The 22,373-nt window shown below is 70.8% G+C and carries 19 protein-coding genes; 14 read left to right on the forward strand and 5 right to left on the reverse strand.

Going from position 1 to position 22,373, the window contains the following annotated elements:
• Window positions 1-78 precede the first annotated feature (78 nt).
• The 4 genes from ABZ862_RS33210 to ABZ862_RS33225 all read right to left on the reverse strand — a co-directional run bounded on the left by ABZ862_RS33210 (window position 79) and on the right by ABZ862_RS33225 (window position 5,912).
• Complete coding sequence (locus ABZ862_RS33210; RefSeq protein WP_360966500.1) at window positions 79-2,673, reverse strand: glycoside hydrolase family 78 protein; 2,595 nt, start codon at window positions 2,671-2,673, stop codon at window positions 79-81.
• Window positions 2,674-2,722: 49 nt separating this feature from the next.
• Window positions 2,723-3,628, reverse strand: coding sequence for a carbohydrate ABC transporter permease (locus ABZ862_RS33215; RefSeq protein ID WP_360966503.1), 906 nt, complete (start codon window positions 3,626-3,628; stop codon window positions 2,723-2,725).
• A gap of 3 nt (window positions 3,629-3,631) precedes the next feature.
• Window positions 3,632-4,516, reverse strand: a complete 885-nt coding sequence (locus tag ABZ862_RS33220) for a sugar ABC transporter permease (protein ID WP_360966505.1) — start codon at window positions 4,514-4,516, stop codon at window positions 3,632-3,634.
• An 82-nt stretch (window positions 4,517-4,598) separates the two neighbouring features.
• Window positions 4,599-5,912, reverse strand: a complete 1,314-nt coding sequence (locus tag ABZ862_RS33225; RefSeq protein ID WP_360966508.1) for an extracellular solute-binding protein — start codon at window positions 5,910-5,912, stop codon at window positions 4,599-4,601.
• Between the two features lie 267 nt (window positions 5,913-6,179).
• Here ABZ862_RS33225 and ABZ862_RS33230 point away from each other — a divergent pair, with 267 nt between their 5' ends.
• The gene (locus ABZ862_RS33230) at window positions 6,180-7,241 is read left to right on the forward strand and encodes a LacI family DNA-binding transcriptional regulator (protein WP_360966511.1); all 1,062 of its coding nucleotides are present in this window, start codon (window positions 6,180-6,182) and stop codon (window positions 7,239-7,241) included.
• A 3-nt stretch (window positions 7,242-7,244) separates the two neighbouring features.
• A complete protein-coding gene (locus ABZ862_RS33235) occupies window positions 7,245-8,303 on the forward strand; it encodes a LacI family DNA-binding transcriptional regulator (RefSeq protein WP_360966514.1) in 1,059 nt (352 codons plus the stop codon).
• A gap of 181 nt (window positions 8,304-8,484) precedes the next feature.
• On the opposite strand, the gene ABZ862_RS33240 is transcribed toward ABZ862_RS33235, so the two are convergent.
• Window positions 8,485-9,057: a dihydrofolate reductase family protein gene (locus tag ABZ862_RS33240; RefSeq protein ID WP_360966516.1), complete on the reverse strand. Its 573-nt coding sequence runs from the start codon at window positions 9,055-9,057 to the stop codon at window positions 8,485-8,487.
• A 320-nt stretch (window positions 9,058-9,377) separates the two neighbouring features.
• Between ABZ862_RS33240 and ABZ862_RS33245 the strand changes: the two genes are divergently transcribed.
• The 12 genes from ABZ862_RS33245 to ABZ862_RS33300 all read left to right on the forward strand — a co-directional run bounded on the left by ABZ862_RS33245 (window position 9,378) and on the right by ABZ862_RS33300 (window position 22,331).
• Window positions 9,378-10,277 carry a dihydrodipicolinate synthase family protein gene (locus ABZ862_RS33245; protein WP_360966519.1) on the forward strand — a complete coding sequence of 300 codons (900 nt, stop codon included), beginning with the start codon at window positions 9,378-9,380 and terminating at the stop codon, window positions 10,275-10,277.
• Window positions 10,278-10,281: 4 nt separating this feature from the next.
• Window positions 10,282-11,274: an ornithine cyclodeaminase family protein gene (locus tag ABZ862_RS33250; RefSeq protein WP_360966522.1), complete on the forward strand. Its 993-nt coding sequence runs from the start codon at window positions 10,282-10,284 to the stop codon at window positions 11,272-11,274.
• Between the two features lie 9 nt (window positions 11,275-11,283).
• Entirely contained in the window at window positions 11,284-12,741 is a 1,458-nt protein-coding gene (locus ABZ862_RS33255) for an aldehyde dehydrogenase (NADP(+)) (RefSeq protein WP_360966525.1), read from the forward strand.
• A 2-nt stretch (window positions 12,742-12,743) separates the two neighbouring features.
• Window positions 12,744-13,745 carry a proline racemase family protein gene (locus ABZ862_RS33260; protein WP_360966528.1) on the forward strand — a complete coding sequence of 334 codons (1,002 nt, stop codon included), beginning with the start codon at window positions 12,744-12,746 and terminating at the stop codon, window positions 13,743-13,745.
• Complete coding sequence (locus ABZ862_RS33265; RefSeq protein WP_360966531.1) at window positions 13,742-14,905, forward strand: FAD-binding oxidoreductase; 1,164 nt, start codon at window positions 13,742-13,744, stop codon at window positions 14,903-14,905. Before ABZ862_RS33260 ends, ABZ862_RS33265 begins: the two co-directional genes overlap by 4 nt.
• Window positions 14,902-15,213 carry a (2Fe-2S)-binding protein gene (locus ABZ862_RS33270; RefSeq protein WP_360966534.1) on the forward strand — a complete coding sequence of 104 codons (312 nt, stop codon included), beginning with the start codon at window positions 14,902-14,904 and terminating at the stop codon, window positions 15,211-15,213. The genes ABZ862_RS33265 and ABZ862_RS33270 overlap by 4 nt, the downstream gene beginning before the upstream one ends.
• Before the next feature lie 4 nt (window positions 15,214-15,217).
• The gene (locus tag ABZ862_RS33275; RefSeq protein WP_360966591.1) at window positions 15,218-16,669 is read left to right on the forward strand and encodes an FAD-dependent oxidoreductase; all 1,452 of its coding nucleotides are present in this window, start codon (window positions 15,218-15,220) and stop codon (window positions 16,667-16,669) included.
• A gap of 69 nt (window positions 16,670-16,738) precedes the next feature.
• A complete protein-coding gene (locus ABZ862_RS33280) occupies window positions 16,739-17,416 on the forward strand; it encodes a GntR family transcriptional regulator (RefSeq protein WP_360966537.1) in 678 nt (225 codons plus the stop codon).
• Between the two features lie 917 nt (window positions 17,417-18,333).
• Window positions 18,334-18,648 (forward strand): hypothetical protein, encoded by a 315-nt coding sequence (locus tag ABZ862_RS33285; protein WP_360966539.1) that lies wholly within the window; start codon window positions 18,334-18,336, stop codon window positions 18,646-18,648.
• A gap of 118 nt (window positions 18,649-18,766) precedes the next feature.
• Window positions 18,767-19,804, forward strand: coding sequence for a sugar ABC transporter substrate-binding protein (locus tag ABZ862_RS33290; RefSeq protein ID WP_360966542.1), 1,038 nt, complete (start codon window positions 18,767-18,769; stop codon window positions 19,802-19,804).
• A 29-nt stretch (window positions 19,805-19,833) separates the two neighbouring features.
• A complete protein-coding gene (locus ABZ862_RS33295; RefSeq protein WP_360966545.1) occupies window positions 19,834-21,357 on the forward strand; it encodes a sugar ABC transporter ATP-binding protein in 1,524 nt (507 codons plus the stop codon).
• The gene (locus tag ABZ862_RS33300) at window positions 21,354-22,331 is read left to right on the forward strand and encodes an ABC transporter permease (RefSeq protein WP_360966548.1); all 978 of its coding nucleotides are present in this window, start codon (window positions 21,354-21,356) and stop codon (window positions 22,329-22,331) included. The genes ABZ862_RS33295 and ABZ862_RS33300 overlap by 4 nt, the downstream gene beginning before the upstream one ends.
• The last annotated feature ends 42 nt before the right edge of the window (window positions 22,332-22,373 follow it).

The raw sequence follows: 22,373 nt of genomic DNA on the forward strand, positions 1-22,373 counted from the left end.
GCCCGGAGTGCGGCCCGCAGTCCTTCCCTCCCGAGGCGGCGGCGCGTCCGGATCCCCGCGTCCCGGGGCCGGCCCGGATCAGGCGGCTTGTTCCGTCAGTTCTGCGGTGTCGAGGCTGTGGTGCCCGGGGCCGACGGAGACGGGCCGGCATCCGGGCAGCTCGACGCTGCCTGTGCACCCTTCCGGGACCGTGACCTCGACCAGCAGACGGTCGGAGCGCAGGTTCCAGCCGAGTTCCGCGGTGCCGTGGGGCGTCTCGTGGCGGGTGCGGGCCCAGGTGATCCCTCCGCCGGGGCGTGGGCGGAAGAGGATGCGCCGGTAGCCGGGGGCGTCCTCGCTGATGCCGCCCACGACCCGGTGGAGCCAGTCGGCGACCGCGCCCAGGGCGTAGTGGTTGAAGGACGTCATGCCGCCCGGATTGAGGGTGCCGTCCGGCCGCATGCTGTCCCAGCGCTCCCAGACGGTGGTCGCGTCCATGGTGACGGGATACAGCCAGGACGGGCACTCGGTCTGCAGGAGCAGGCGGTAGGCGATGTCGAGGTGACCGGTGTCGGTGAGCGCGTCGCAGATCAGCGGGGTGCCGACGAAGCCGGTGGCGATGCGGGCGCCGTCGGCGAGGACGAGCTCCGCCAGCCGGTCTCCGGCCGGCCGGCGCTGCTGCTCGGTGAGCAGACCGAAGCGGAGGGCGATCGCGTAGGCGGTGGGACTGTCGCTGGAGAGACGTCCCGAGGGCAGCACATGGCGGTCGCGGAACGCCGTACGGACCTCGTCCGCCAGCGCGGCGTACCGTTCGGCTTCGGGGGTCAGCCCCAGTTCCCCGGCCGCCAGCGCGAGGTGGTGGGCGGAGTGGGCGAAGTAGGCGGTGGCCACGAGGTAGCGGTCGGTGCGGCCGGCGGCGGGATCGTCCGGCGGGGCGGCCGGGTCGAGCCAGTCACCGAGCTGGAAGCCGGTGTCCCACAACCGGGTCGGGCCGGCCAGCCGGGTCATCAGATCGACCCAGGCCCTGGCCGTCGGATAGTGGCGGCGCAGGAGTTCGAGGTCGGCGAAGCGCCGGTACAGCGTCCACGGGGTGAGGGTCGCGACGTCCCCCCAGGCGGCGCCGGGCTGGATGGGGGTCCACATCGGTTCGCCGGGGATGACGGGCACGTACCAGGGGACGGTGCCGTCCGGGAGTTGTTCCAGACCGACGTCGGCGAGCCAGGAGTCGAGCATGCCCACGCAGTCGTAGAGGTAGCTCGCGGTGGGCGCGAAGACCTGGATGTCGCCCGTCCAGCCGAGCCGTTCGTCACGCTGGGGACAATCGGTGGGGATGTCGACGAAATTGCCGCGCATGCTCCAGACGACGTTCTCGTGGAGGCGGTTGACCAGGGGGTCGCTGCACTCGAACCAGCCGGTGCGGCGCATGTCGGTGTGGTGGACGCGGGCGACAACGCTGTCAGCGGTCAGTTCGCCGGGCCAGCCGGTTATCTCGGCGTAGCGGAAGCCGTGCAGCGTGAAGCGCGGTTCCCAGGTGCGGCTGCCCTGGCCGGCGAGGATCAGGGTGTCGGTGGCGTGGGCCTCCCGCAGCGGCCGGGTGGCGAGTTCACCGTCCTGCAGCACCTCGGCGTGGCGCAGCACCACACGGTGGCCGGCCGGTCCGTCGACGGTGATCCGCAGCCGGCCCACGAGGTTCTGGCCGAAGTCGACGAGGTGACGTCCGTCCGCGGTGCGGGAGATGCTCACGGGCGGCACCTCCTGCGTGCAGCGCACCGGGGGTCCCTGCGGAGCGACGAGAGTGCGGGGGTCCCGGTCGGCGGTCCGTACCGCCGACCACTCGGCGGCGGTCCGCCCGGCGGGGGTCGCCCAGTCGGGGGTGTCCAGCCGCGCGTCGAAGGTCTCCCCCTCGTACAGTCCGCTCGTGAGGATCGGTCCCGGTGCCGCGCTCCAGGTCTCGTCGGTGGCGACCACCGCGGTCGTGCCGTCCGCGTAGGTCACCTCGAGCTGGGCGATGAGGGACTGGTCGGTGCCGTAGATGTTGCGGGTGCCGCCGTCGAAGCCGTACTTGCCGCGGTACCAGCCGTCGCCGAGCCAGGCGCCGATGGTGTTGGCGCCCCGCACCAGATGCTCGGTGACGTCGTGGGTACGGTAACGGAGCCGGGCCGGGTACACCGTCCAGCCGGGGGCCAGGGCCTCGTCGCCGACGCGCCTGCCGTTGATCTCCGCCTCGTACAGGCCGTGCGCGGTGATGTAGAGCCGGGCGCGGGAGACGGGCCGGTCCAGGACGAAGTCCCTGCGGACGCGGGCGGGCCGCCGGTCGGCGTCCGGGTCCTCGTACCAGCCCGGGCCCACGGCCTTCGCGCCCCAGTCGGACGGGCTGAGCAGGCCGGCTTCCACGACGTTCGGTGCGCTCCACCGCGTGGGCCGCTCGGCTCCGGCCGGCCACACGCGGACCCGGACGGAGACGGACTCCCGGGAGACGAGCGGTCTTCCGGGCCAGGGGACGAAGAGATGGTCGCGGCTTTCCACGCGTCCCGTGCGGACCCGGCCGCCGGGGCGGACGAGTTCGAGTTCGTAGGCGTCCTGGAGACCGCTGCCCGGGGGCAGTTTCCAGCTCAGGCGGGGTGTCGGGGTGCCGGTGCCGAGGCCGTCGGGGAGGTTCTCGAAGGAGACCGGGGCTGGCTGAGGGGACAGCAAGGGGGGACCTTTCCGTCAAGGGCGGGAGGGGGAGTGCGCGGGGGTGACGTCAGCCCTTGACCGCTCCGGAGGTGAGGCCCTTCATGACCTTCTGGTTGAGGAAGAGGTAGATCAGGAGGGTGCCGAAGACGTTGATGCAGATGGCGGCGAACAGGGGGCCGTACTGGGTGGCGCCGAAGTCGCCGGTGAAGTTGAGCAGGCCGACCTGGACGGTGCGCAGGTCCTGGTTGTTGGTGAAGGTCAGCGCGATGAGCAGGTCGTTCCAGATGAAGAAGAACTGGACGAGTCCGACGGTGAGGAGCGCGTTGCGGACCATGGGCACGCTGATGGTCCAGAAGGAGCGCAGGATGCCGGCGCCGTCGATGGTGGCGGCCTCGAACATCTCCCGGGGCACGGAGCGGTAGTAGGTGGCCATCATGAAGACGGTCAGGGGCAGGCCGGTGCCGGTGTAGGTCAGGATCAGCGGCCACAGGGTGCCGGAGAGACCGGTCTGGAAGTACACGGTGAACAGGGGAAGCAGGATCATCTGCGGGGGGACCATCATGCCGGCGAGGAAGACCAGCAGGGTCAGGCTGCGGCCCTTCCACACCATGATCTGCAGGGCGAACCCCGCGGCGGTCCCCAGCAGCAGGACCAGCGCCAGCGACGGAAGCACGGCCAGCAGGCTGTTGCGCAGGTACAGGCCGATGTTGCCGGTGGTCCAGGCCTCGGTGTAGTTGCCCCACTCCCAGTGGGTGGGAAGGCTCCAGGTCGAGTGGTTCAGATAGTCGCTGTTGGACTTCAGCGACGTCAGGAACATCCAGAGGAGGGGGTAGATCTCGACGATCAGCAGCAGACCCACGACGATCTTCACCCAGAGGCCGCCCAGCCTCAGGCGGCCGGCGGCGCGCGCCGGGCGGGACGGCTGCCGGCGGAGGGTGCGGCCCGCGGACCTCACCGGTGTCTCGACGGCCATCGGTCAGCCCTCCGTGAGGTCGCGCCGCGAGACGCGGTAGACGACCAGGCTCACCAGGAGGCACACCACGGTCAGCAGCAGCGCGATGGTGCTGCCGTAGCCGTAGTCGCTGTAGGTGAACGAGGTCTGGAACATGTACAGGGTCAGCGGAGTGGTGCCGTTCCCGGGGCCGCCGTTGGTCAGCGCGACGATGGAGTCGAACACCTTGAGGGTGCCGTTGATGCTGAAGATCAGGGCGGACATCAGGACGGGAAGGGACAGGGGCAGCACGATGTGGCGCACCAGGCGGAGCCCGGTCGCGCCGTCGAGCCGGGCCGATTCGAGGACCTCGTCGGGGATGTCGACCAGTCCGGCGAAGAGGAGGACGGCGTAGAAGCCCATGGAGCGCCAGATGTCCATGACGATCAGGACCCAGAAGGCGCTTCCGGCGCTGCCGAAGAAGTCCACCGTGTCGAGGCCCACGGCGTGCAGCAGGGAGTTCACCGGGCCCGGCTGCGGGGCGACCTGGAAGAACTTCTGGAAGAGCAGGCCGACCGCCACCGTGGGCAGCACGACGGGGAAGAACACCAGGGTGCGGATCAGCGCCGAGGCGCGCTTGAGGAAGAAGACGTACAGCAGCGCGAGGAGGTAGCCGGCGACGACCTGTCCGGTGGTGACCACGACCGCGTACTTGAGGGTGAACCAGAGGGCGTGGCGGACGTCGGGGTCGGAGAACAGCCGGGAGAAGTTGGCGACGCCGTTGCCGGTGAAGCCGTCGATGGTGTTGCCCTGGGTGAAGGAGTACCCGAACGACCACACCATGGGCACGAGCATGATCAGGGAATAGACGAGGAGTGCGGGACCGAGCAGGATCGCGACGGCCCTGCGGTCACCGAGTACACGGTGCATGGGTGGTGTCCACTTCGGTTCGGCGGGATACGCAGGAGGAGAGGGCGGCTCGCGGCCGGGCGGGGCGCGAGCCGCCCGGCCGTCACTGCGCGGCCAGTGCGTCCTGGACCGTCTGCATGAACTTCTCGGCGCTCATGCCTCCGTTGACCAGGGAGGCGGCGTTGGTCTGGCTGACCGTGGTGGCCTTGGTGCTGAACAGGGCCTCGAACCACAGCACGCTCTGCTGGGAGGAACCGATGGTGTCGCGGACCTGGGTGGTGACCTTGTTGGCGTCCGTGACCGGGGTGTTGACCTTGAAGCCGGAGATGGAGCCCTGGTCCTTCAGCGCGGTGCTGCCGTAGTTCTTGGCGATGCAGGACACCCAGTCACCGGTCTTTTTGTCGAACGACTTGGCGCCCAGGGTGATGCCGAGGCCGACGTTGGAGGGGTACTGGTCGACGGAGCCCTTGCCGCCGGACACCGCGGGGAAGGGCATGAAGCCCACGTTGTCGGCGCCGATCTTGTCCTGCTCGGCGTCGGCGATGTTCGCCAGGGCCCAGCTGCCCATGTAGAACATGCCGGCCTTGCCGGTCAGGAACTCGTTCATGGCGGTGTCGTAGTCGATGGAGCCGACGCCCTTGCCGAAGTAGCCCTTCTTGCCGAGGTCGGCGATCTCCTGGGCGGCCTTGACGTACTGGGGGTCGGTCAGCTTGGCCTTGCCGTCGGCGACGTCCTTGAGCGCGTCGGGGCCCAGGCTGCGGTACAGGTAACCGCTGATCAGCCGGGTGAGCGGCCAGCCCTGCTGCCCCGACGCGGCGAACGGCTGGATGCCCTTGGCCTCGAGCTTCGCCGCCGCGGACACCAGCTCGTCCCAGGTGCCGGGGACCTTGACGCCGTTCTTCTCGAAGAGCTGCTTGTTGTAGAAGACGCCCTCGATGTTGTACTCGTACGGCAGCACCTCCAGCTTGCCGCCGTACAGGGCCTTGATGGTGGAGACCGCCGCGGGCTGCAACTGGTCGTAGACGCCGAGGCTCTTCAGTTCGGACTCGAGGTCGGCGACGTGCCCCGACTTGGCCAGCTTCTGGGTGAGGGAGGGCGCGTTGCCCGCGGCGAACTGCACCGGCAGCGCGTCCTGGCCGGCGAGCAGCTGCAGCTTCTGGTCGAGGCCGGACTGCGGAACGGTCTCCACCTTCAGCGGGAGCGCCTTGTTCTGGTCGGCGCACTGTCCCTTCGACAGCGTGGTCAGCGCGGTCTTCACGGTGGTGTTCTCCGTGACGCTGAGGTAGGTGAACTGCTTGGGCGAAGCGGTTCCGCTGCCGCTGCCGCCGCACGCGGTGGCGAGCAGGGCCATGGAGGCGGTGCCGGCGGTGAGCAGGCTCAGGCGCGTGCGGCGGTGGCGGGCTGTACGAGGCGACACGGATGACTCCCTGTGACGGTGGAGAACAATGCGCGCGAGGGTTCGCGCCGGGGATGCGGTGAGCGGGACCGACCGCAGCACAGAACAGGTCGAGGAAGGGTTGGGGAAGAGGTCGTAGAACGTTATCTACGGTGAAGTGGGCAACACCCTGCACCGGCGTTGCGTCTCCGTCAAGACACAGGCGCGTAACGCCGAATTATTGTGTGATGCTTGACGGCGCCCCCCTGCCGAGGTGTAGACCGTTGCACTAAACCTACGATCCCCGGAGTGCTGACGACGATGGACAGGGCCGCCACGCCCAGACGGAACAAACGGGTGACGATCACGGACGTCGCCCAGCACGCCGGCGTGTCCACCGCCGCCGTGTCCAAGGTCCTGCGCAGCGCCTACGGCGTCAGCCCCGACATGCGGACGAAGGTGCGGGCGGCGATCGCCGAACTCGGCTACCGCCCGCACGCGGCCGCACGCGGGATGCGCGGCCGCACCTACACGATCGGCGTCCTGCTGGACAACGTCCGCAACGCCTTCTTCGCCGACATCCTCGACGGGATCCAGGACCAGTTGCGGGAGAGCGACTACACCGTGCTGGTCGGGGCGGCGGGGTTCGACCCGGAGGAGCAGGCCCGCACCATCCGCGCCCTGGTGGACCGCCAGATGGACGGTCTCGTCCTGATCGCTCCGAGCACCCGGCGGGCGGAGGTGCTGGCCACGGCGGCCGCGACTCCCTCGGTCGTCATCGGGCACCATGACGTCGCCGACTCGCACGACTCGGTCGTGGACGCGGACGACATCGGCGCCGGACTCGTGGTGGACCACCTGGTCTCGCTCGGGCACCGGGACATCGCGCTGGTCTCCGCCCCGGGTGACAGGGCGGGCCAGTGGAAACGGACCCCGGAGCTCGTGCTGACGGGCGGCTACCTCGCCGCGATGGAACGCCACGGACTCGCCGGCCACGCCCGGGTCCACCACGCCGCCTACTCCGACGAGGGCGGCTTCAAGGCGGGCATGACGCTGCTGACACCGGAGCACCGGCCGACGGCCGTCATGGCGGGCGCGGACGTCGCGGCCATGGGCGTCTACCGGGCCGCCCACGAACTCGGACTGAGCGTCCCCGGCGACGTATCGCTGGTCGGCTACAACAACACCGCCGTCGCCGCGCTGGCGCCGGTGCGGCTGACCAGCGTCGACCAGGCGGGACACATGATGGGATCGGCCGCGGCGCGCCTGCTGGTGGAACGCGTGGAAGGACGGCGGGACCGGGCGATGCAGACGGCGATGACCCCGCGTCTGGTGGTGCGCTCCAGCACCGCGGCACCCCGCGCGAGGTAGGGCGTGGACGGACGACCACCGGCCCGCAGGGTCGGCATCAAGGATGTCGCCCGCCGGGCGGGTGTCTCGACGGCCACGGTCTCCAACGTGCTCAACCGCCCCGATGCCGTCGCCGCGGCCACCCGCGGACGGGTGCAGGGCGTCATCGACTCCCTGGGCTACGTACGTCCGGAGCGGGCGCGTCAGCTGCGGGGCCGGTCGTCCCAGGTCCTCGCCGTCATGGGACCGGACCTGGCCGATCCCTTCCTCGCCGCTCTGGCCACCGGCGTCGAACGGGCCGCCGGCGAAGCCGATCTCGGGATCATGGTCTGCACCGGCCCCCACCGGCCCGCGGATGCCGCCCGGAACCTGTCGGTGATCACTTCTCATCCGGTCCGCGGGGCCGTGGTCACCTCGGGGGAAGGTGTGGAGAGGACCGTGTCCGCGCTGCGCCGCAACGCGGTGCCGTTCGTCCTGGCGGACCAGACCGCCGCGCAGGACGCCGCCTGCTCCGTGGGGATCGACGACGTGGCCGGGGGACAGGCCGCGGCCCGGCACCTGATCGAGCAGGGGCACCGGTCCCTCGTGTACGTGCGGGGACCCGACCGGCTCCGGCAGGTGAGCGACCGGCGGCGAGGCGCACTCGTCGCCCTCGCCCGGGCGGGACCGCCCGCGGCGGCTCTCCGGGAACTGCCCTGCTCCGAACTCACGGTGAGTGCGGGGCGGGACGCCGGACACCGCGTTCTCGGCCTTCCCCGGCGACCGACCGCGGTGTTCTGCGCCAACGACCTGCCGGCCCTGGGAGTGATGCAGGCCCTGTACGAGGGAGGGCTGCGGGTGCCGGACGACATCGCGGTGGTGGGCTACGACGACATCGAGTTCGCCGGTTCAGCGGTGGTCCCGCTCACCTCGGTCCGCCGGCCGGCCGTCGCGATGGGGCGGCAGGCCGGCCGCATGCTCATCGAGGACACGGCCGCAGGGGGATGCCACGCTCACACCCATGTCGTCCTGCAACCCGAACTGGTGGTGCGCCGGTCCACACTGCGAGCCGGCCGCCCGCCCTCGGTACCGGCCTCCGGGTGACCGGCTCGCTCTGCGCGGTGGGACGGACCGGCCGCTCGCAGCAGCGGAGAGCGGCGGCGCGACCGGGAAGGCCGGGCGGCCGCGGCAGCGCCCCCGCCACGGCCCGCCCGCTGGGACGCCCGGGTCCCGGGAGGCGGGGAACGTCCGGGGAGGCGACGGCAGGACGGATGCGGGAAGTCTGTCAGCGGACGACGTCGAAGACGTTCTTCTGCAGGCCGTTGGCGTAGACCTCGTGCTCGACGAGCCTCAGCTTCCGGGTGTCCTTGTCCGTGGCACTGAAGAGCCGCTTGCCCGCCCCGAGCAGGAGCGGGAAGACGAGCAGATGGTAACGGTCGATCAGACCGGCGTCCGAGAGGGCCTGGTTCAGGGAGGCACTGCCGTGGACGATGATCGGGCCGCCCTCCGTCTCCTTCAGGGCGGCGACGTCGTCGAGGGAGCGCAGGATGTGCGTCTCGCCCCAGTCGGACACCAGGTCGTCCTCGGTGAGGGTGGTGGAGACGACGTACTTCGGCATCACCTTGTAGCCGGCGAAGTCCGCCATGCCGGGCCACACCGCGCTGAACGCCTCGTAGCTGACCCGGCCCAGCAGCATCGCGGTGGCCTCCTCCTGCTCCCGCCCCTTGATCTCGTACGCCTCGGGGAGGAACTCGACGTCCTTGAACGTCCACCCGGCGTTCCGGTGACCGGGCTCCCCGCCCGGCGCCTCCATGACGCCGTCGAGCGAGACGAAAGCGGTGCTGATCAGGGTACGCATCTCTGGTTCCTCGGTGTCTCGTGTCGGGTTCTCGGCAGATCCGGTCGGCACACGCCGCGCCCCCGCACGCGGCCGCGGCGCACCGACCATGACCTACGACCGTGGACCGCGCGGAAACTCATCGGCCGTCGCCCGTTCCTCCCGGCGACCGCGACCGCGACCGCGACCGCGACCGCGACCGCGACCGCGACCGCAGCCGCGGCCGTCCGGCTCGTCGTGGAGGGCGCGCGGGTGCCGTGAGGTGAGCCGGCGGATCCTCTTGTGGCGCCAGTGCAATGTCACATAACATCACCAGCACCACCTGACCTCGAGGAGACCTCATGGCGCGGAAGCCGTGGCATGGCATCAACGTCGCAACTGCCCTCCCCTTCAATGACGATCTCTCCGTCGACTTCGACGGCTTCGCAGATCACGTCCGCTGGCTGGCCGACAACGGTATGGACGGCGTGTGCCCCAACGGCTCGCTGGGGGAGTACCAGACCCTGACGCCCGAGGAGCGCGCCCGTGTCGTCGAGGTCGCCGTCGAGGCGGCTCCCGACGGCTTCAACGTGATGGCCGGCGCCGCGGCGTACGGCTCCCAGGAGGCCTGCCGCTGGATCGAGCAGGCCGGGCAGGCCGGCGCACGGTCCGTCCTGCTGCTGCCGCCGAACGCCTACCGGGCCGACCGGCGCACCGTGGTGGAGCACTACCGCGCCGCCGCGGCCGTCGGACTGCCGATCGTCGCGTACAACAACCCGATCGACACCAAGGTCGACCTGCTTCCCGACCTGCTCGCGGAACTGCACGGCGAGGGTCTCATCGTCGCCGTCAAGGAGTTCTCCGGCGACGTACGCCGCGCTTACGAGGTACGGGAACTCGCTCCCGAGCTCGACGTTCTCGTCGGATCCGACGACGTCCTTCTCGAGATCGGCCTGGCAGGTGCCGTCGGCTGGATCGCCGGCTACACCAACGCGTTCCCGAACGCCTGCAAGAAGGCCTACGACCTGGCCACGTCGGGACGGCCCGAGGACGCCGTCGAGGCGCTCGCGCTCTACCGCGACCTGCACCCCCTGCTGCGCTGGGACTCCAAGACGGAGTTCGTCCAGGCCATCAAGCTCTCCATGGACCTGGTCGGCCGCAAGGGCGGCGCCTGCCGTCCCCCGCGCCTGCCGCTCCCGCCCGAGACCGCCGAGCGCATCACGGCCCAGACCCATGCCGTCATCAGCAAGGGTCTCAACTGAGCCGATGACCCTTTCCTTCCTGACCGGCGAGGACCTGGCCGCGCTGGTATCCGATGCCGACGCGGTCAGGTTCTTGGAGGACGCACTGAAGTCGGGGACAGTCGACCCGGAAGCCGACAGTCCCCGCCTGTTCTCACCCGCTCCCCACGGTGAGTTCCTGATGATGCCGACCAGCGGTCCGGCCTGGTCCGGAGTGAAGCTGGTGACGGTGGCCCCGGACAACCCCGCCCACGGCAGGCCGAAGATCCAAGGCGTCTACACGCTCTTCTCCAGCGCCGACCTGGCTCCGGCGGTCCTCATGGACGCGGTCGAACTGACGCTGCTGCGCACCCCGGCCACGACCGTGCTCGCCGTCAAGCATCTGCTGGCGGCGGGCGAGCCGCGGCCGGGCCGGCCGCTGAGGGTCGTCGTCTTCGGTACCGGCCCGCAGGCAGAACGGCATCTTCGCTGCCTGCGGGCGGTGGTGGGGCCGATCGACGTCGCGGTCGTCGGCCGCCGGCCGGAATCGGCGCTCGCCTTCGCGGCCCGGACCGACCTGCCGCAGACGCGGGTGAGAGCCGGTTCGCCGGACGACGTGCCGCAGGCCGACGTCGTTCTGTGTGCCACCTCCTCCAGCACTCCGGTTCTCGAGGACGACCTGGTCCCCGGTCATGCCGTTGTCGCGGCCATGGGCTCTCATGGACGCGAGCGGGCCGAGCTCCCGGCGGAGCTGATCCGGCGCAGCGATGTGGTGGTGGAGGCGCGGGCGTCGGCCATGCGGGAAGCCGGAAACCTGCTCCAGGCGCGGGACGCGGCGGACTGGGCCCGTGTCCCGCCCGCCAATCTGGCCGATCTCGTGGGCGGCCGCTTCCGGCGTACGCCAGGCCGTCCGGCTGTCTTCTCCGGCGTGGGCATGGCCTGGGAGGACCTGGTCGTGGCCACCGCCCTGTACGAGCGGCACCGTTCCCGTCGGCCGGCGCAGCAACGTCCGGCACCTCACGACCCCGACCTGACCTAGCGAGGAGATATGTCCCTCCACACTGTGGACCCGTCCGTCGACGCCCTGGTGGCGCGGGCCGTCGCGGCCGGTGAGATCTGGGCGGCGGCCTCCGCCGCCGACCGCGTCACCGTTCTGGGGGCGGTCGCCGACGCGCTCGACGCGGCGGGAGGCGAGCTCGTGCCCATCGCCCTGCGCGAGACGCACCTGACCGAGGCCCGTCTGACCGGTGAGCTGAAGCGGACGACCTTCCAGCTGCGGCTGCTGGCGCGGTCCGCCGCGGCGGGGGAGCACCTCGACGTCCGGATCGATCACGCCGACCCGGACTGGCCGATGGGCGCCCCCCGTCCCGACCTGCGTCGTACGGCCGTCCCACTGGGCCCCGTGATCGTCTTCGCCGCGTCGAACTTCCCCTTCGCGTTCAGCGTGGCCGGCGGCGACACCGCCTCCGCGCTGGCGGCGGGATGCCCGGTCCTCGTCAAGGCCCACGGCGGCCATCCGGACCTCTCGGACGCGACCGCCCGGGTGGTGCTGGAGGCGCTCGAGAAAGCGGGGGCCCCCGACGGCCTCTTCGCGCTCGTCCACGACGCCGCACAGGCCCGTGCCGTGCTCACCCACCCCGACATCAAGGCCGGGGCGTTCACCGGATCGATCCCGGCGGGGCGCACCCTCTTCGACATCGCGCAGAACCGTGCGGAGCCCATCCCGTTCTACGGCGAACTCGGCAGCGTCAACCCCGTCTTCGTCACCGAGCGGGCCGCCGCCGCCCGCGCGGCCGAGATCGTCGACGGGTTCGTCACCTCGTTCACCCTGGGCGCGGGCCAGTTCTGCACCAAGCCCGGCGTCCTCCTCGCGCCGGAGGGTTCCCGGATCACCGCCCTGCTGCGCGAGGCGGTCCTGCCCGAGGCGGTGCCGCTGCTCAACGACCGCATCACCGAGGGCCATCAGCACGTCCGCGAGCAGCTCCGGGCGAAGGCGGGCGTCGACGTCCTCACCGCGGGCACCTCCCCGCAGTCACCGGCCCCCACGGTGCTGGTCGCGGGTGTCGAGGAGGTCCTCGGTGATCTCGGCGGTCTCCTCACCGAGTGCTTCGGGCCCACGGCCCTGGTGGTGACCTACCGGGACGAGGAGCAGCTGCTGGAGGTGGCGCGCCGCATCGACGGCCAGCTGACCGCGACGCTCGTCGCCGAGGCGGACGACGAGATCGCCCCGCGGCTGGCCGGCCTGCTGGCCCGCAAGGCCGGCCGGATCCTGTGGAACCAGTGGCCCACCGGCGTCTCGGTGACCCACGCCCAGCAGCACGGCGGCCCCTACCCCGCGACCACCGCACCCGGGACCACCTCGGTGGGGACGGCGGCCCTCGCCCGCTTCGTGCGCGCGGTGGCATGGCAGGGTTTCCCCCAGCACCTTCTGCCCCGCGAGCTCCGCGACAGCACGACGACCGGCGTCGTGCGGCGGATCGACGGGCGCATCACCGGCGAGGAGTGAGCATGAGGTCGGAACGCGTCATCCACGCGGTGGACTCCCACACCGAGGGAATGCCGACGCGCGTCGTCACCGGCGGTGTCGGGGTGTTCCCCGGTGCCAGCATGGCCGAGCGGCGCCAGTGGTTCATGGAGAACAACGACGATCTGCGCACGTTCCTGATGTGCGAGCCGCGCGGGCACTCCTCGATGAGCGGCACCATCCTGCAACCCCCGACGCGGCCGGACGCCGACTTCGGTGTGCTCTTCATCGAGGTCTCCGGGCTGCTGCCGATGTGCGGACACGGCACCATCGGTACGGCGACGGTCCTGGTGGAGACCGGTATGGTGCCGGTCGTCGAACCGGTCACCACACTGCGGCTGGAGACCCCCGCCGGTCTCGTCGAGGCCCGGGTGGAGGTCGAGAACGGCCGGGCCAAGTCGGTCACCATCCGCAACGTGCCGTCGTTCGCGCTCGCGCTCGACCAGACGGTCGAGGTGCCGGGCCTGGGCAGCGTGGGCTACGACATGGCCTTCGGCGGCAACTTCTACGCCGTCGTCGAGCTGGAGAAGCTGGGCCTGCCGTTCGAGCGCGCGGCCAAGCAGGAGCTGCTCGACGCCGGACTGGCGATCATGGACGCGATCAACACGCAGAACCTGCCGCGGCACCCCACCCGCCCCGACATCAGCGGCTGCCACCACGTCTACCTCCAGGCACCCGGTTCGACCGCGCGGCACTCCCGCCACGCGATGGCGATCCATCCGGGCTGGTTCGACCGGTCGCCGTGCGGCACCGGCACCAGCGCCCGGATGGCGCAGCTGCACGCCCGCGGCGAGCTCGCGCTGGACACCGACTTCGTCAACGAGTCGTTCATCGGGACCACGTTCACCGGTCGGCTGGTCGAGAAGACCGAGGTGGGCGGTATCGAGGCGGTGATCCCCACGATCACCGGACGCGCCTGGATCACCGGTACGGCGCAGTACATGCTCGACCCGACCGACCCGTTCCCCGCCGGGTTCGAATTGTGAGCCGCCCCGCCGGCACCCCCGATGTCGTCGTGATCGGCGCCGGTGCTCTCGGCGCCGCCACCGCCTACTTCGCCACCGCGGCGGGCCTGAGCGTGGAGGTGATCGAGCGCGGCGCGATCGTCAGCGGCACCACCAGCGCCTGCGAAGGCAACCTGCTGGTCTCCGACAAGGAGGCCGGGCCGGAGCTCGACCTCGCGCTGCTGTCCAACCGCCTGTGGCGCGAGGACCTCGCCGAGCACGGTGAGCTCTGGGAGTTCGAGGCGAAGGGCGGCCTGGTCGTGGCCTCCGACGAGGCCGGCGCCGCCGGACTCGCGGAGCTGGCGGTCCGGCAGCGGGCGGCGGGCATCGACGTGGAACTCGTCCCGGTCGACGAGGTGCACGACTACGAGCCCCATCTGACCCGCGACCTGGGCGGTGCCGCGTTCTACCCGCAGGACTGCCAGGTCCAGCCGATGCTGATGGCCGCCCACCTGCTGCGGATGGCGCGTGAGCGCGGGGCCCGGGTCCGCACGGGCACGACGGTGACAGGCTTCCTGCGGGACGGCGACCGTGTGACCGGCGTACGCACCGATCGCGGAGACGTCCACGCCGGGCACGTCGTCAACGCGGGCGGCACCTGGGCCGGCGAGATCGCCGCACTCGCGGGCGTCGAGGTGCCGGTCCTTCCGCGCCGCGGCTTCATCCTGGTCACGGAGCCGGTGCCGCGCACCGTGTTCCACAAGGTCTACGCGGGCGAGTACGTCGCCAGCACACAGAGTTCCGACGAAGGACTCCAGACCTCCACCGTCATCGAGGGCACCAGGTCCGGCACGATCCTGATCGGCTCCTCGCGCGAGCGCGTCGGCTTCGACCGCACCGTCTCGCTGCCGGCGCTGCGCGAGATGGCCCGCAAGGCGCTCACGCTCTATCCCACGCTCGGTTCCCTGTCGCTGATGCGCACCTACCTCGGCTTCCGCCCGTACTGCCCCGACCACCTGCCGGTCATCGGATGCGACCCCCGCGCGCCGGGGCTGGCGCACGCCGCCGGCCACGAGGGCGCCGGCATCGGCCTGTCGGTGGGCAGCGCCAAGCTCCTCGTCCAGGCGCTCACCGGTGACCGCCCCGCCATCGACATGGCGCCGTTCGCACCGGAGCGCTTCGCTCTCCAGGAGGTGTCATGAACGACCGGATCGACCTCACCTTCGACGGCGCCGCGATCGGGGCGAAGCCCGGCCAGAGCGTCGGAGCGGCGCTGACCGACGCCGGGATCCGCTCCTGGCGGACGACCCGGCACCAGGGCCGGCCGCGGGGACTCTTCTGCGGCATCGGCATCTGTTACGACTGCCTGCTGGTCGTCGACGGGGTGCCGAACCAGCGGGCCTGCCTGGTCACGGCGCGCGACGGAATGCGGCTCGAGAGCCACCGCGCCGCGGCCGACGACACGGCTGCGGGAACCGCAGGGGACAGGAAAGGGGAGAGCCATGGGTGACGCCGTGTACGACGTGGCGGTGGTCGGGGCCGGCCCGGCAGGCCTCGCCGCCGCCGTGACAGCGGCCGAGCAGGGACTCAGCGTCGTCTCCGTCGACGCCGGCAACCAGCCCGGCGGGCAGTTCTGGCGCCACCCCGACGAGTCCGTGCCGGTCGAGGACGAGGGCCGCTCGCAGCACATGTGGCGGCGTTTCACCGATCTGCGCGACCGGCTGCGCGCCCTGGAGGCGCCCGGCTCCCGTGGACGCGTCCACCGTATCGGCGGCCGGCAGGTCTGGTTCGTCGAGCGTGCGGCCGCCGGCGACGGTCACGTCCTGCACCTGACCGCCACCGTCGGCCCGAAGGACCGGACGGCGACACCGGTGGTGTCCGCCACCTCGCTCATCCTGTGCCCGGGCGGCTACGACCGACAGCTGCCGGTCCCCGGCTGGGACCTCCCCGGCGTGATGGCGGCCGGCGGTGTCCAAGCCCTGCTGAAGGCCCATCGCAGCGTCGCCGGCCGGCGCGCGGTGGTCGCCGGCACCGGCCCGTTCCTGCTGCCCGTGGCCGCCGGCCTGGCCGAGGCCGGCGCCGAGGTCGTCGCGGTGTGCGAGGCCGGCTCCCCGACCGGCTGGGCAAGATCCCCGATCGGTGCCGCGGCGGTGCCGTCGAAGGGGCTGGAGGCCCTGGAGTACGCCGCTGCCTTCGTGCGCCACCGGATCCCGTACCGGAGCAGGACCGTCGTGACCGAGATCCTGGGCGAGGACGGCGTGGCATCGGTACGCCTGGGGCGCGTCGACCGGCACGGCCGTCTCCGTCCCGGCTCCGCGGCACGCGAGCTCGCCGTCGACCTGGTCGCGCTGGGCTGGGGGTTCACGCCCGCGCTCGAGCTCGTGGCCGCGGTGGGCGCCGCGACCCGTGTCGACATCGACCAGTCACTGGTCGCCGTGGTCGACGCGTGGCAGCGCACCGACGTCGACCGCGTCTACGTCGCCGGCGAGGCGACGGGCGTGGGCGGCGCGGCACTGGCCCTGGCGGAGGGGGAACTCGCCGGCCTCGCGGTCGCCCGCGACGCCGGGACAGGGCCGTCGGCCACCCGGGTGCGCCGGTTGCAGGGCAGGATCCGCCGGGGACGGTCTTTCGCCCGGGCCATGCACCGTGCCTTTCCGGTACCCGCGGGGTGGCAGGAGCGGCTGCGTCCGGACACCACCGTATGCCGCTGTGAGGAGGTGACGGCCGGGGACATCTGTTCGGTGCGGAACACCCTCGGCGCAGCGGACGCGCGCACGGTCAAGCTGCTGGCCCGGCCGGGCATGGGCTGGTGCCAGGGACGGGTCTGCGGCTTCGCCGCCGCCTCCCTCGCGGCCGGTGACGGGAGGGAGCTGACCTCCGCGGATCTCCTGCCGATGGCCAAACGGACGTTCGCGGCGCCGATTTCGCTCGAGGAACTGGCCGGCCCGGAAGAAGGTTCGTCCTGACGTGTGCCACGTGACATTGCGCTGTTTTTCGATAGGATCGGCTCACCCACCCGGGGGAAGGCGGCGTCCGTGAACACCACGAACATTCGGCAGTTCGAGAAGGTGAGCTTGCGCGAGCGGGTCTCGCGGGCGTTGCGTGCCGCCATCGTCTCCGGTGAACTCGAGCCGGGCGTCGTCTACTCGGCTCCCGCGCTGGGAGCGCGTTTCGGTGTGTCGGCCACTCCCGTACGCGAAGCCATGCTGGATCTCGTCCGCGAGAACCTCGTGATGACCGTCCGCAACAAGGGTTTCCGGGTCGCGACGGTCGAGGAATCGGATCTCGACGAGATAACCGAGCTCCGGATGCTCATCGAGCCGCCTTTAGCCGCTCAGGTGACTCCGCTGATCCCCGCCGGCGACATGCCGATGCTGCGTGAGATGGCGGATGCGATTGTCCAGGGAGCGATGGCGGGCGACCTTGTGGCGTACACCGAGTCGGACCGTGCCTTTCATCTGCGCCTGCTCGAGTACGCCGGGAACCGTCGGGTGACCGCGCTCATTTCCGATCTGCGGGCGCACACCCGCCTGTTCGGCCTCGCGTCGTTGTACGAGAGCGGTGAACTGGAGGCTTCGGCCCGGGAGCATCACACGATTCTCGACGCGATCGCGTCGGGCGACGCTCAGCAGGTACAGGAATTGATGGCTGCCCATATCAGCCAGACCCGGGGACGCTGGGCCCGTCCCGCGGAATCACCTGCGCACGACTGAGCGAGGGCGGGCACACGGTCCCGCGACCGGTTGAACGACCGGGAATTGACCGCGGGCGGACAAGGCCGACGCATGGTCGGCGGGGCCGGAGCGTTGTCGGGCAGGCCGTCTTCGGAGTTTCGGCCCGGCCGGGAAAAGCCATCTCATTCGGCTGGGCGGGATGGCGGCCGTGGCCTCGACCGTTGAGCGGTGAACATGCGGGCCCCGCGAGAGGCGAGCCGGCAGGCCCGGATCCCGCTGCCCGGGTCACGTACGGCTGGAAGATCCACCCGGTCTCCGGGCGGACCGGTCCGCCCTGCCCGTCGGCGTCCCGGGAGCGGACCTGCCCGACAGCCGGGCGCTGATCCCGCTGGTGAAGGGCGTACCGGCGGTCCGCTCCGGCCGCGCACCCCGCCGAACGCGTCGCCCTGGCGCGGCTCGCAGGCTGCCGCCCTCTGTACCGCCGCCACGAGCGCGGGGCCGGACACCTCCGGGCCCTCGCCGGAACCGTCCGCACCCTCGTCGGCGCCCTCGTCCGCCACCGCAGGCTCACCGAAGGGGACGACTTCCGAGGTGCGGTGAGGAAGGCGCATTACGCCTGCGTTGCGCGGGGCCCGCCCACGGACGCGCGGACGGTTTTCTGTTACGACCAGAAAAATTCCCAGCCGCCCCTCTTGTGTCAGTGCAATGTCACATCTTAGTGTCCTGCCAGACCACCAAGGATAACGGGCCTGACAACGAGAGAGGGGCCGATGTGAACCCGCTCCGCAGTTTCCGTAGGGCGCTCCGTTCGGCTCACCGGGACGCCCCGGCGGTCGCCGCCGGCGCGATGGCAGGCGCCCCGTTCGCCCCGCTTCCCTTTCTCGGATCGTGGCCACCGCCCCGCTCCCCTCGCCATCCATGCCCGTGCGCCGCAGCGCCGATGAAGGAAGTACGCCGTGATTCGCACGATGCTGACGCTCCGGGTCGACCCCACCAGGACACGTGAGGTCCTGGACTATTACCGCGAGCACGACGTGCTGCGGTATTCGCTCGACCACTCCGCGGCCGTGGCCTCCGAGATCTCCGTCGCCGCCGACGGGTCCGGCGAGATTCTCGTGACGGCGCTCTGGCCGGACGAGAACGCTTACCAGGGCTGGATCGACAACCCCTGGCGCGAGAGCTCCAACGAGCGGCTTCGCGAACTCCTGAGGGACGCGGAGGTCGGCGCCGGCCGCATCTTCGAAATCGACCACGACGTCCGCAAGTCCTGATCGCGTCACCTCGAACCGCAGAGCGCGAAGAAACGATTCTGCGCCCAGAACTTCCCAGAACTTCCCAGCACACCTCAGGTGCCGTCCGAAGACCGCACCCCTCACCAGGAGATATCCCATGGAACGCTCGATGAGGACCGGTAAGCGCGGTCTCGCTCTGGCGGCCTGCGCGGTCGCCGGGTCCGTCGTTCTGACCGCTTGCGGCAGTGGCGGCACCACGGCGGGGAGCGGCAAGGACTCCTACTCCGTCGCCGTGCTCCTGGCCTCCAGCCAGAACGGTTACAACCAGGCCGTCGCCCAGGGCGTGAAGAACGCCGTCAAGTCGCTCGGCGCCGACGTCAAGGTGAGCATCCTGGACGGCGGCTTCAACTCCGACACCCAGCTGTCCCAGCTGGAGACCGCCGGATCGGGCACCAAGTACGACGGCGTGATCGTCGTCCCCAACGACGGGGTGTCGTTGGCCGCCGGCTTCCCGCTGTCGAACAACATCCCCGTCGCCACCGTGCTCAACCCGGTCGGCCCGAACATCTCGGACATGAAGCCGCAGGTCGCCGGTGTGGTCAGCACCGTCGCGGTCGACCCCGCGGCGGCCGCGAAGAAGCAGGCCGAGGATGTGGTGACGTACTGCAAGGACATCGATCCCTGCAAGGTGACCCTGCTCGTCGGCAACCTCAAGGCGACGCTGGACGTCACACGCGAGAAGGCCTACAAGAGCGTCCTCGGCGCCCACTCGAACATCAAGGTCGTCGCCTCCGCCGAGGGCCAGTACGACCCGGACACCTCCTCCAAGGCGATCGCGAACGTGCTGCAGGCACACCCCGACGTCAACGCGATCCTCTCCAACGCCGACCAGCAGACCAAGGGCGCGCAGATCGCGCTGGAGGACGCCGGCATCGCCCCCTCCAAGGTCTATCTGACCGGCGGTGGCGGTACGACGTACGCGGTCGAGAACGTCCGTAACGGCACCTGGAAGGCCGACTACCTCAACTTCCCGGTCAGCATGGGTGACGCGGCGATGAAGCAGCTGTACGCCAAGCTCACCGGCGGCAAGGTCCAGGAGTGGGTGGACGCCGACAAGGTCGGCAAGGCGGAGGCCTACGCCGACAAGAAGACGCTGACCCAGACGCCCGACTTCAAGGGCGAGTGGGCGGGCTGAGTCCCCTCTCGGATCGGATCCCGGTGACCATGGATAACCCCGTTGTTCCCGTCGTCAGCCTGCGCGGCATCTCCAAGCGCTTCGGCGGCACCCAGGCACTCGCCGACATCGACCTCGACCTCCACGCGGGCGAGGTGCACTCGCTGGTCGGCGAGAACGGCGCCGGCAAGTCCACGCTCGGCAAGATCGTCGCCGGTGTCTACTCACCCGACCTGGGCGAGCTGAACATCGACGGGAAGCCCGTCGGCCGCTGGGATCCGGTCCGCGCCCAGCGCGCCGGCGTGGTCATGATCGCTCAGGAGCTGGCGCTCGTCCCGCAGCTCACCGTCGAGCAGAACGTCTTCCTCGGCATGGAGGGAGCCAGGGGCGGCCTGCTGCGCCGTGACCTGACCGCGCGCTTCTGGAAGCTGCAGGAGAACGCGGACTTCGAGCTCGACCCCAAGGCCCGGGTGGGCGATCTGCGCATCGCCGACCAGCAGAAGGTCGAGATCCTGCGGGCGCTGGCCCGCGACGCCCGGGTCATCGTGATGGACGAGCCGACCTCGTCGCTGACCGGGCACGAGATCAACCAGCTGCACCGGCTCATCGGCAAGCTCTGTGAGCAGGGCTGCAGCATCGTCTACGTCTCGCACTTCCTCGACTCCGTGCTGGAGGTCTCCGACCGCATCACGGTCATGCGCGACGGTGTACGGGTCAGGACCAGGGCGGCGGCCGAAGAGACCAAGCAGAGCATGGTCCACGGGATGCTCGGCCGTGAACTGGCGGTCACCTTCCCGCCTCGTCGGCCCCCCGTCGAGGAGACGGTCGAGCCGCTGCTGGAACTGCGCGGCGTGAGCACCGGCTCGGGCGTGGAGAACGCCGATCTCGTCGTCCGGCCCGGTGAGATCGTAGGACTGCTCGGTCTCGTCGGCTCCGGCCGCAGCGAGATCGCCAGGGCCGCGGCCGGGATCGACCGGGTCACCGGCGGAACGGTCCGCTTCGGCGGCCGCGATCAGGCCACCTGGAACACCAGGGCCGCGATCGCCGCCGGCCTGGTGATGGTCCCGGAGGACCGCCACGCCCAGGGCCTGGTCCTCGAACGCAGTGTGCGCGAGAACATCGCGCTCGCCTTCCTCAGCCGCTTCTCGCGGTTCGGCGTGATCTCCCGGCGTGAGGAGAAGGCGCGGGCGACCGAGCTGGCGACAGCACTCGACATGCGGCCGCCGCGGATCGATCTGCCGGTCGGCGGACTGTCCGGCGGCAATCAGCAGAAGGCGCTGCTCGGCAAGTGGCTGCTCGGTGATCCCGCCCTCGTCGTCTTCGACGAGCCCACCCGCGGTGTGGACATCGGCGCGAAGGCCACCATCTACGCATTGATCGTCGAGCTCGCCGCCCGCGGCGTCGGCGTGCTGCTGATCTCCTCCGAGCACGAGGAGGTACTGGCGCTCGCCACGCGCGCGTACCTCGTCGACCGCGGCACGACCGCCGGCGTGGTCGACCCCTCAGAGCTGGGGGTCGACGAGCTGCTCGGCCTCCTTTTCTCAGTCGATCAGGAAATCGGAGCAACCGCATGACCAGCACCACCGTCGCCCCTCGCGAGCGCCGCATCACCGCCTCCGGCGCCCTCGACGCCGTCCGCGACTATGCGGTCCTCATCCTGCTGATCGCCCTGACCGTCGTGCTCTCCGTCTCGACGCCGTCGTTCTTCACCTCGACGAACCTGCTGAACATCGTCAATCAGAACGCGCCGCTGGCGATCGTCGCCGTCGCCGGCACGTTCGTGATCATCTCCGGCTCCTTCGACCTCTCCACGGCGGCGATGTTCGCCGTCGGCAGCGTCGCCGCCGCATGGGTCACCCAGCACACCGGGAGCGCCGCGACCGGTCTGCTCACCGCACCGGTCCTGGGCCTCGTCCTCGGCGCCTTCAACGGCCTCGCGGTGACGAAACTGCGGGTGCACTCCTTCCTCGCGACCCTCGCGTCCAGCCTGATCTTCGCGGCCCTCGCGGTCCTGATCACCGGTGGCTTCCTGATCACCGTCACCACACCGGGGTTCTCCGACCTCGGCCGCGGGCAGATCGGTGGCGTCTTCTACTCGGTCGTCATCCTGGTCGTCTTCGCGGCGGTCATGTGGTTCGTCCTGAACGGCACGACCTTCGGCCGCCATGTCTTCGCGGTGGGCGGCAACCAGGAGGCGGCCAAGCTCTCCGGCATCTCGGTCGACCGGATCAAGGTCATCGTCTTCGCCCTGAGCGGTCTGGCGGCCGGCATCGCCGCGGCGATCGGCGTCTCCCGCATCGGTTCCGGCCAGCCCCAGGCGGGCGCCGGGCTGGAGTTCAACGCCATCGCCGCCGTCATCCTCGGAGGCACCAGCATCTACGGCGGTATCGGCGCCGTGTGGCGCTCCGTCGCCGGTGTGTTCCTCATCGCCCTCATCGGCAACGGCTTCGACATCCTGGGCTGGAACCCGCAGCTCAAGGACCTCGTCACCGGCGCCATCATCCTCGCCGCCGTCGCGCTCGCCGCGTCCGACGGCCGCCGCCGCTGAGCGCGGCGCACCAACTTCACCTGTTCCGGAAAGGTCTGGATA

It is taken from the genome of Streptomyces sp. NPDC047000 (assembly GCF_040644295.1).
Classification (GTDB): domain Bacteria; phylum Actinomycetota; class Actinomycetes; order Streptomycetales; family Streptomycetaceae; genus Streptomyces.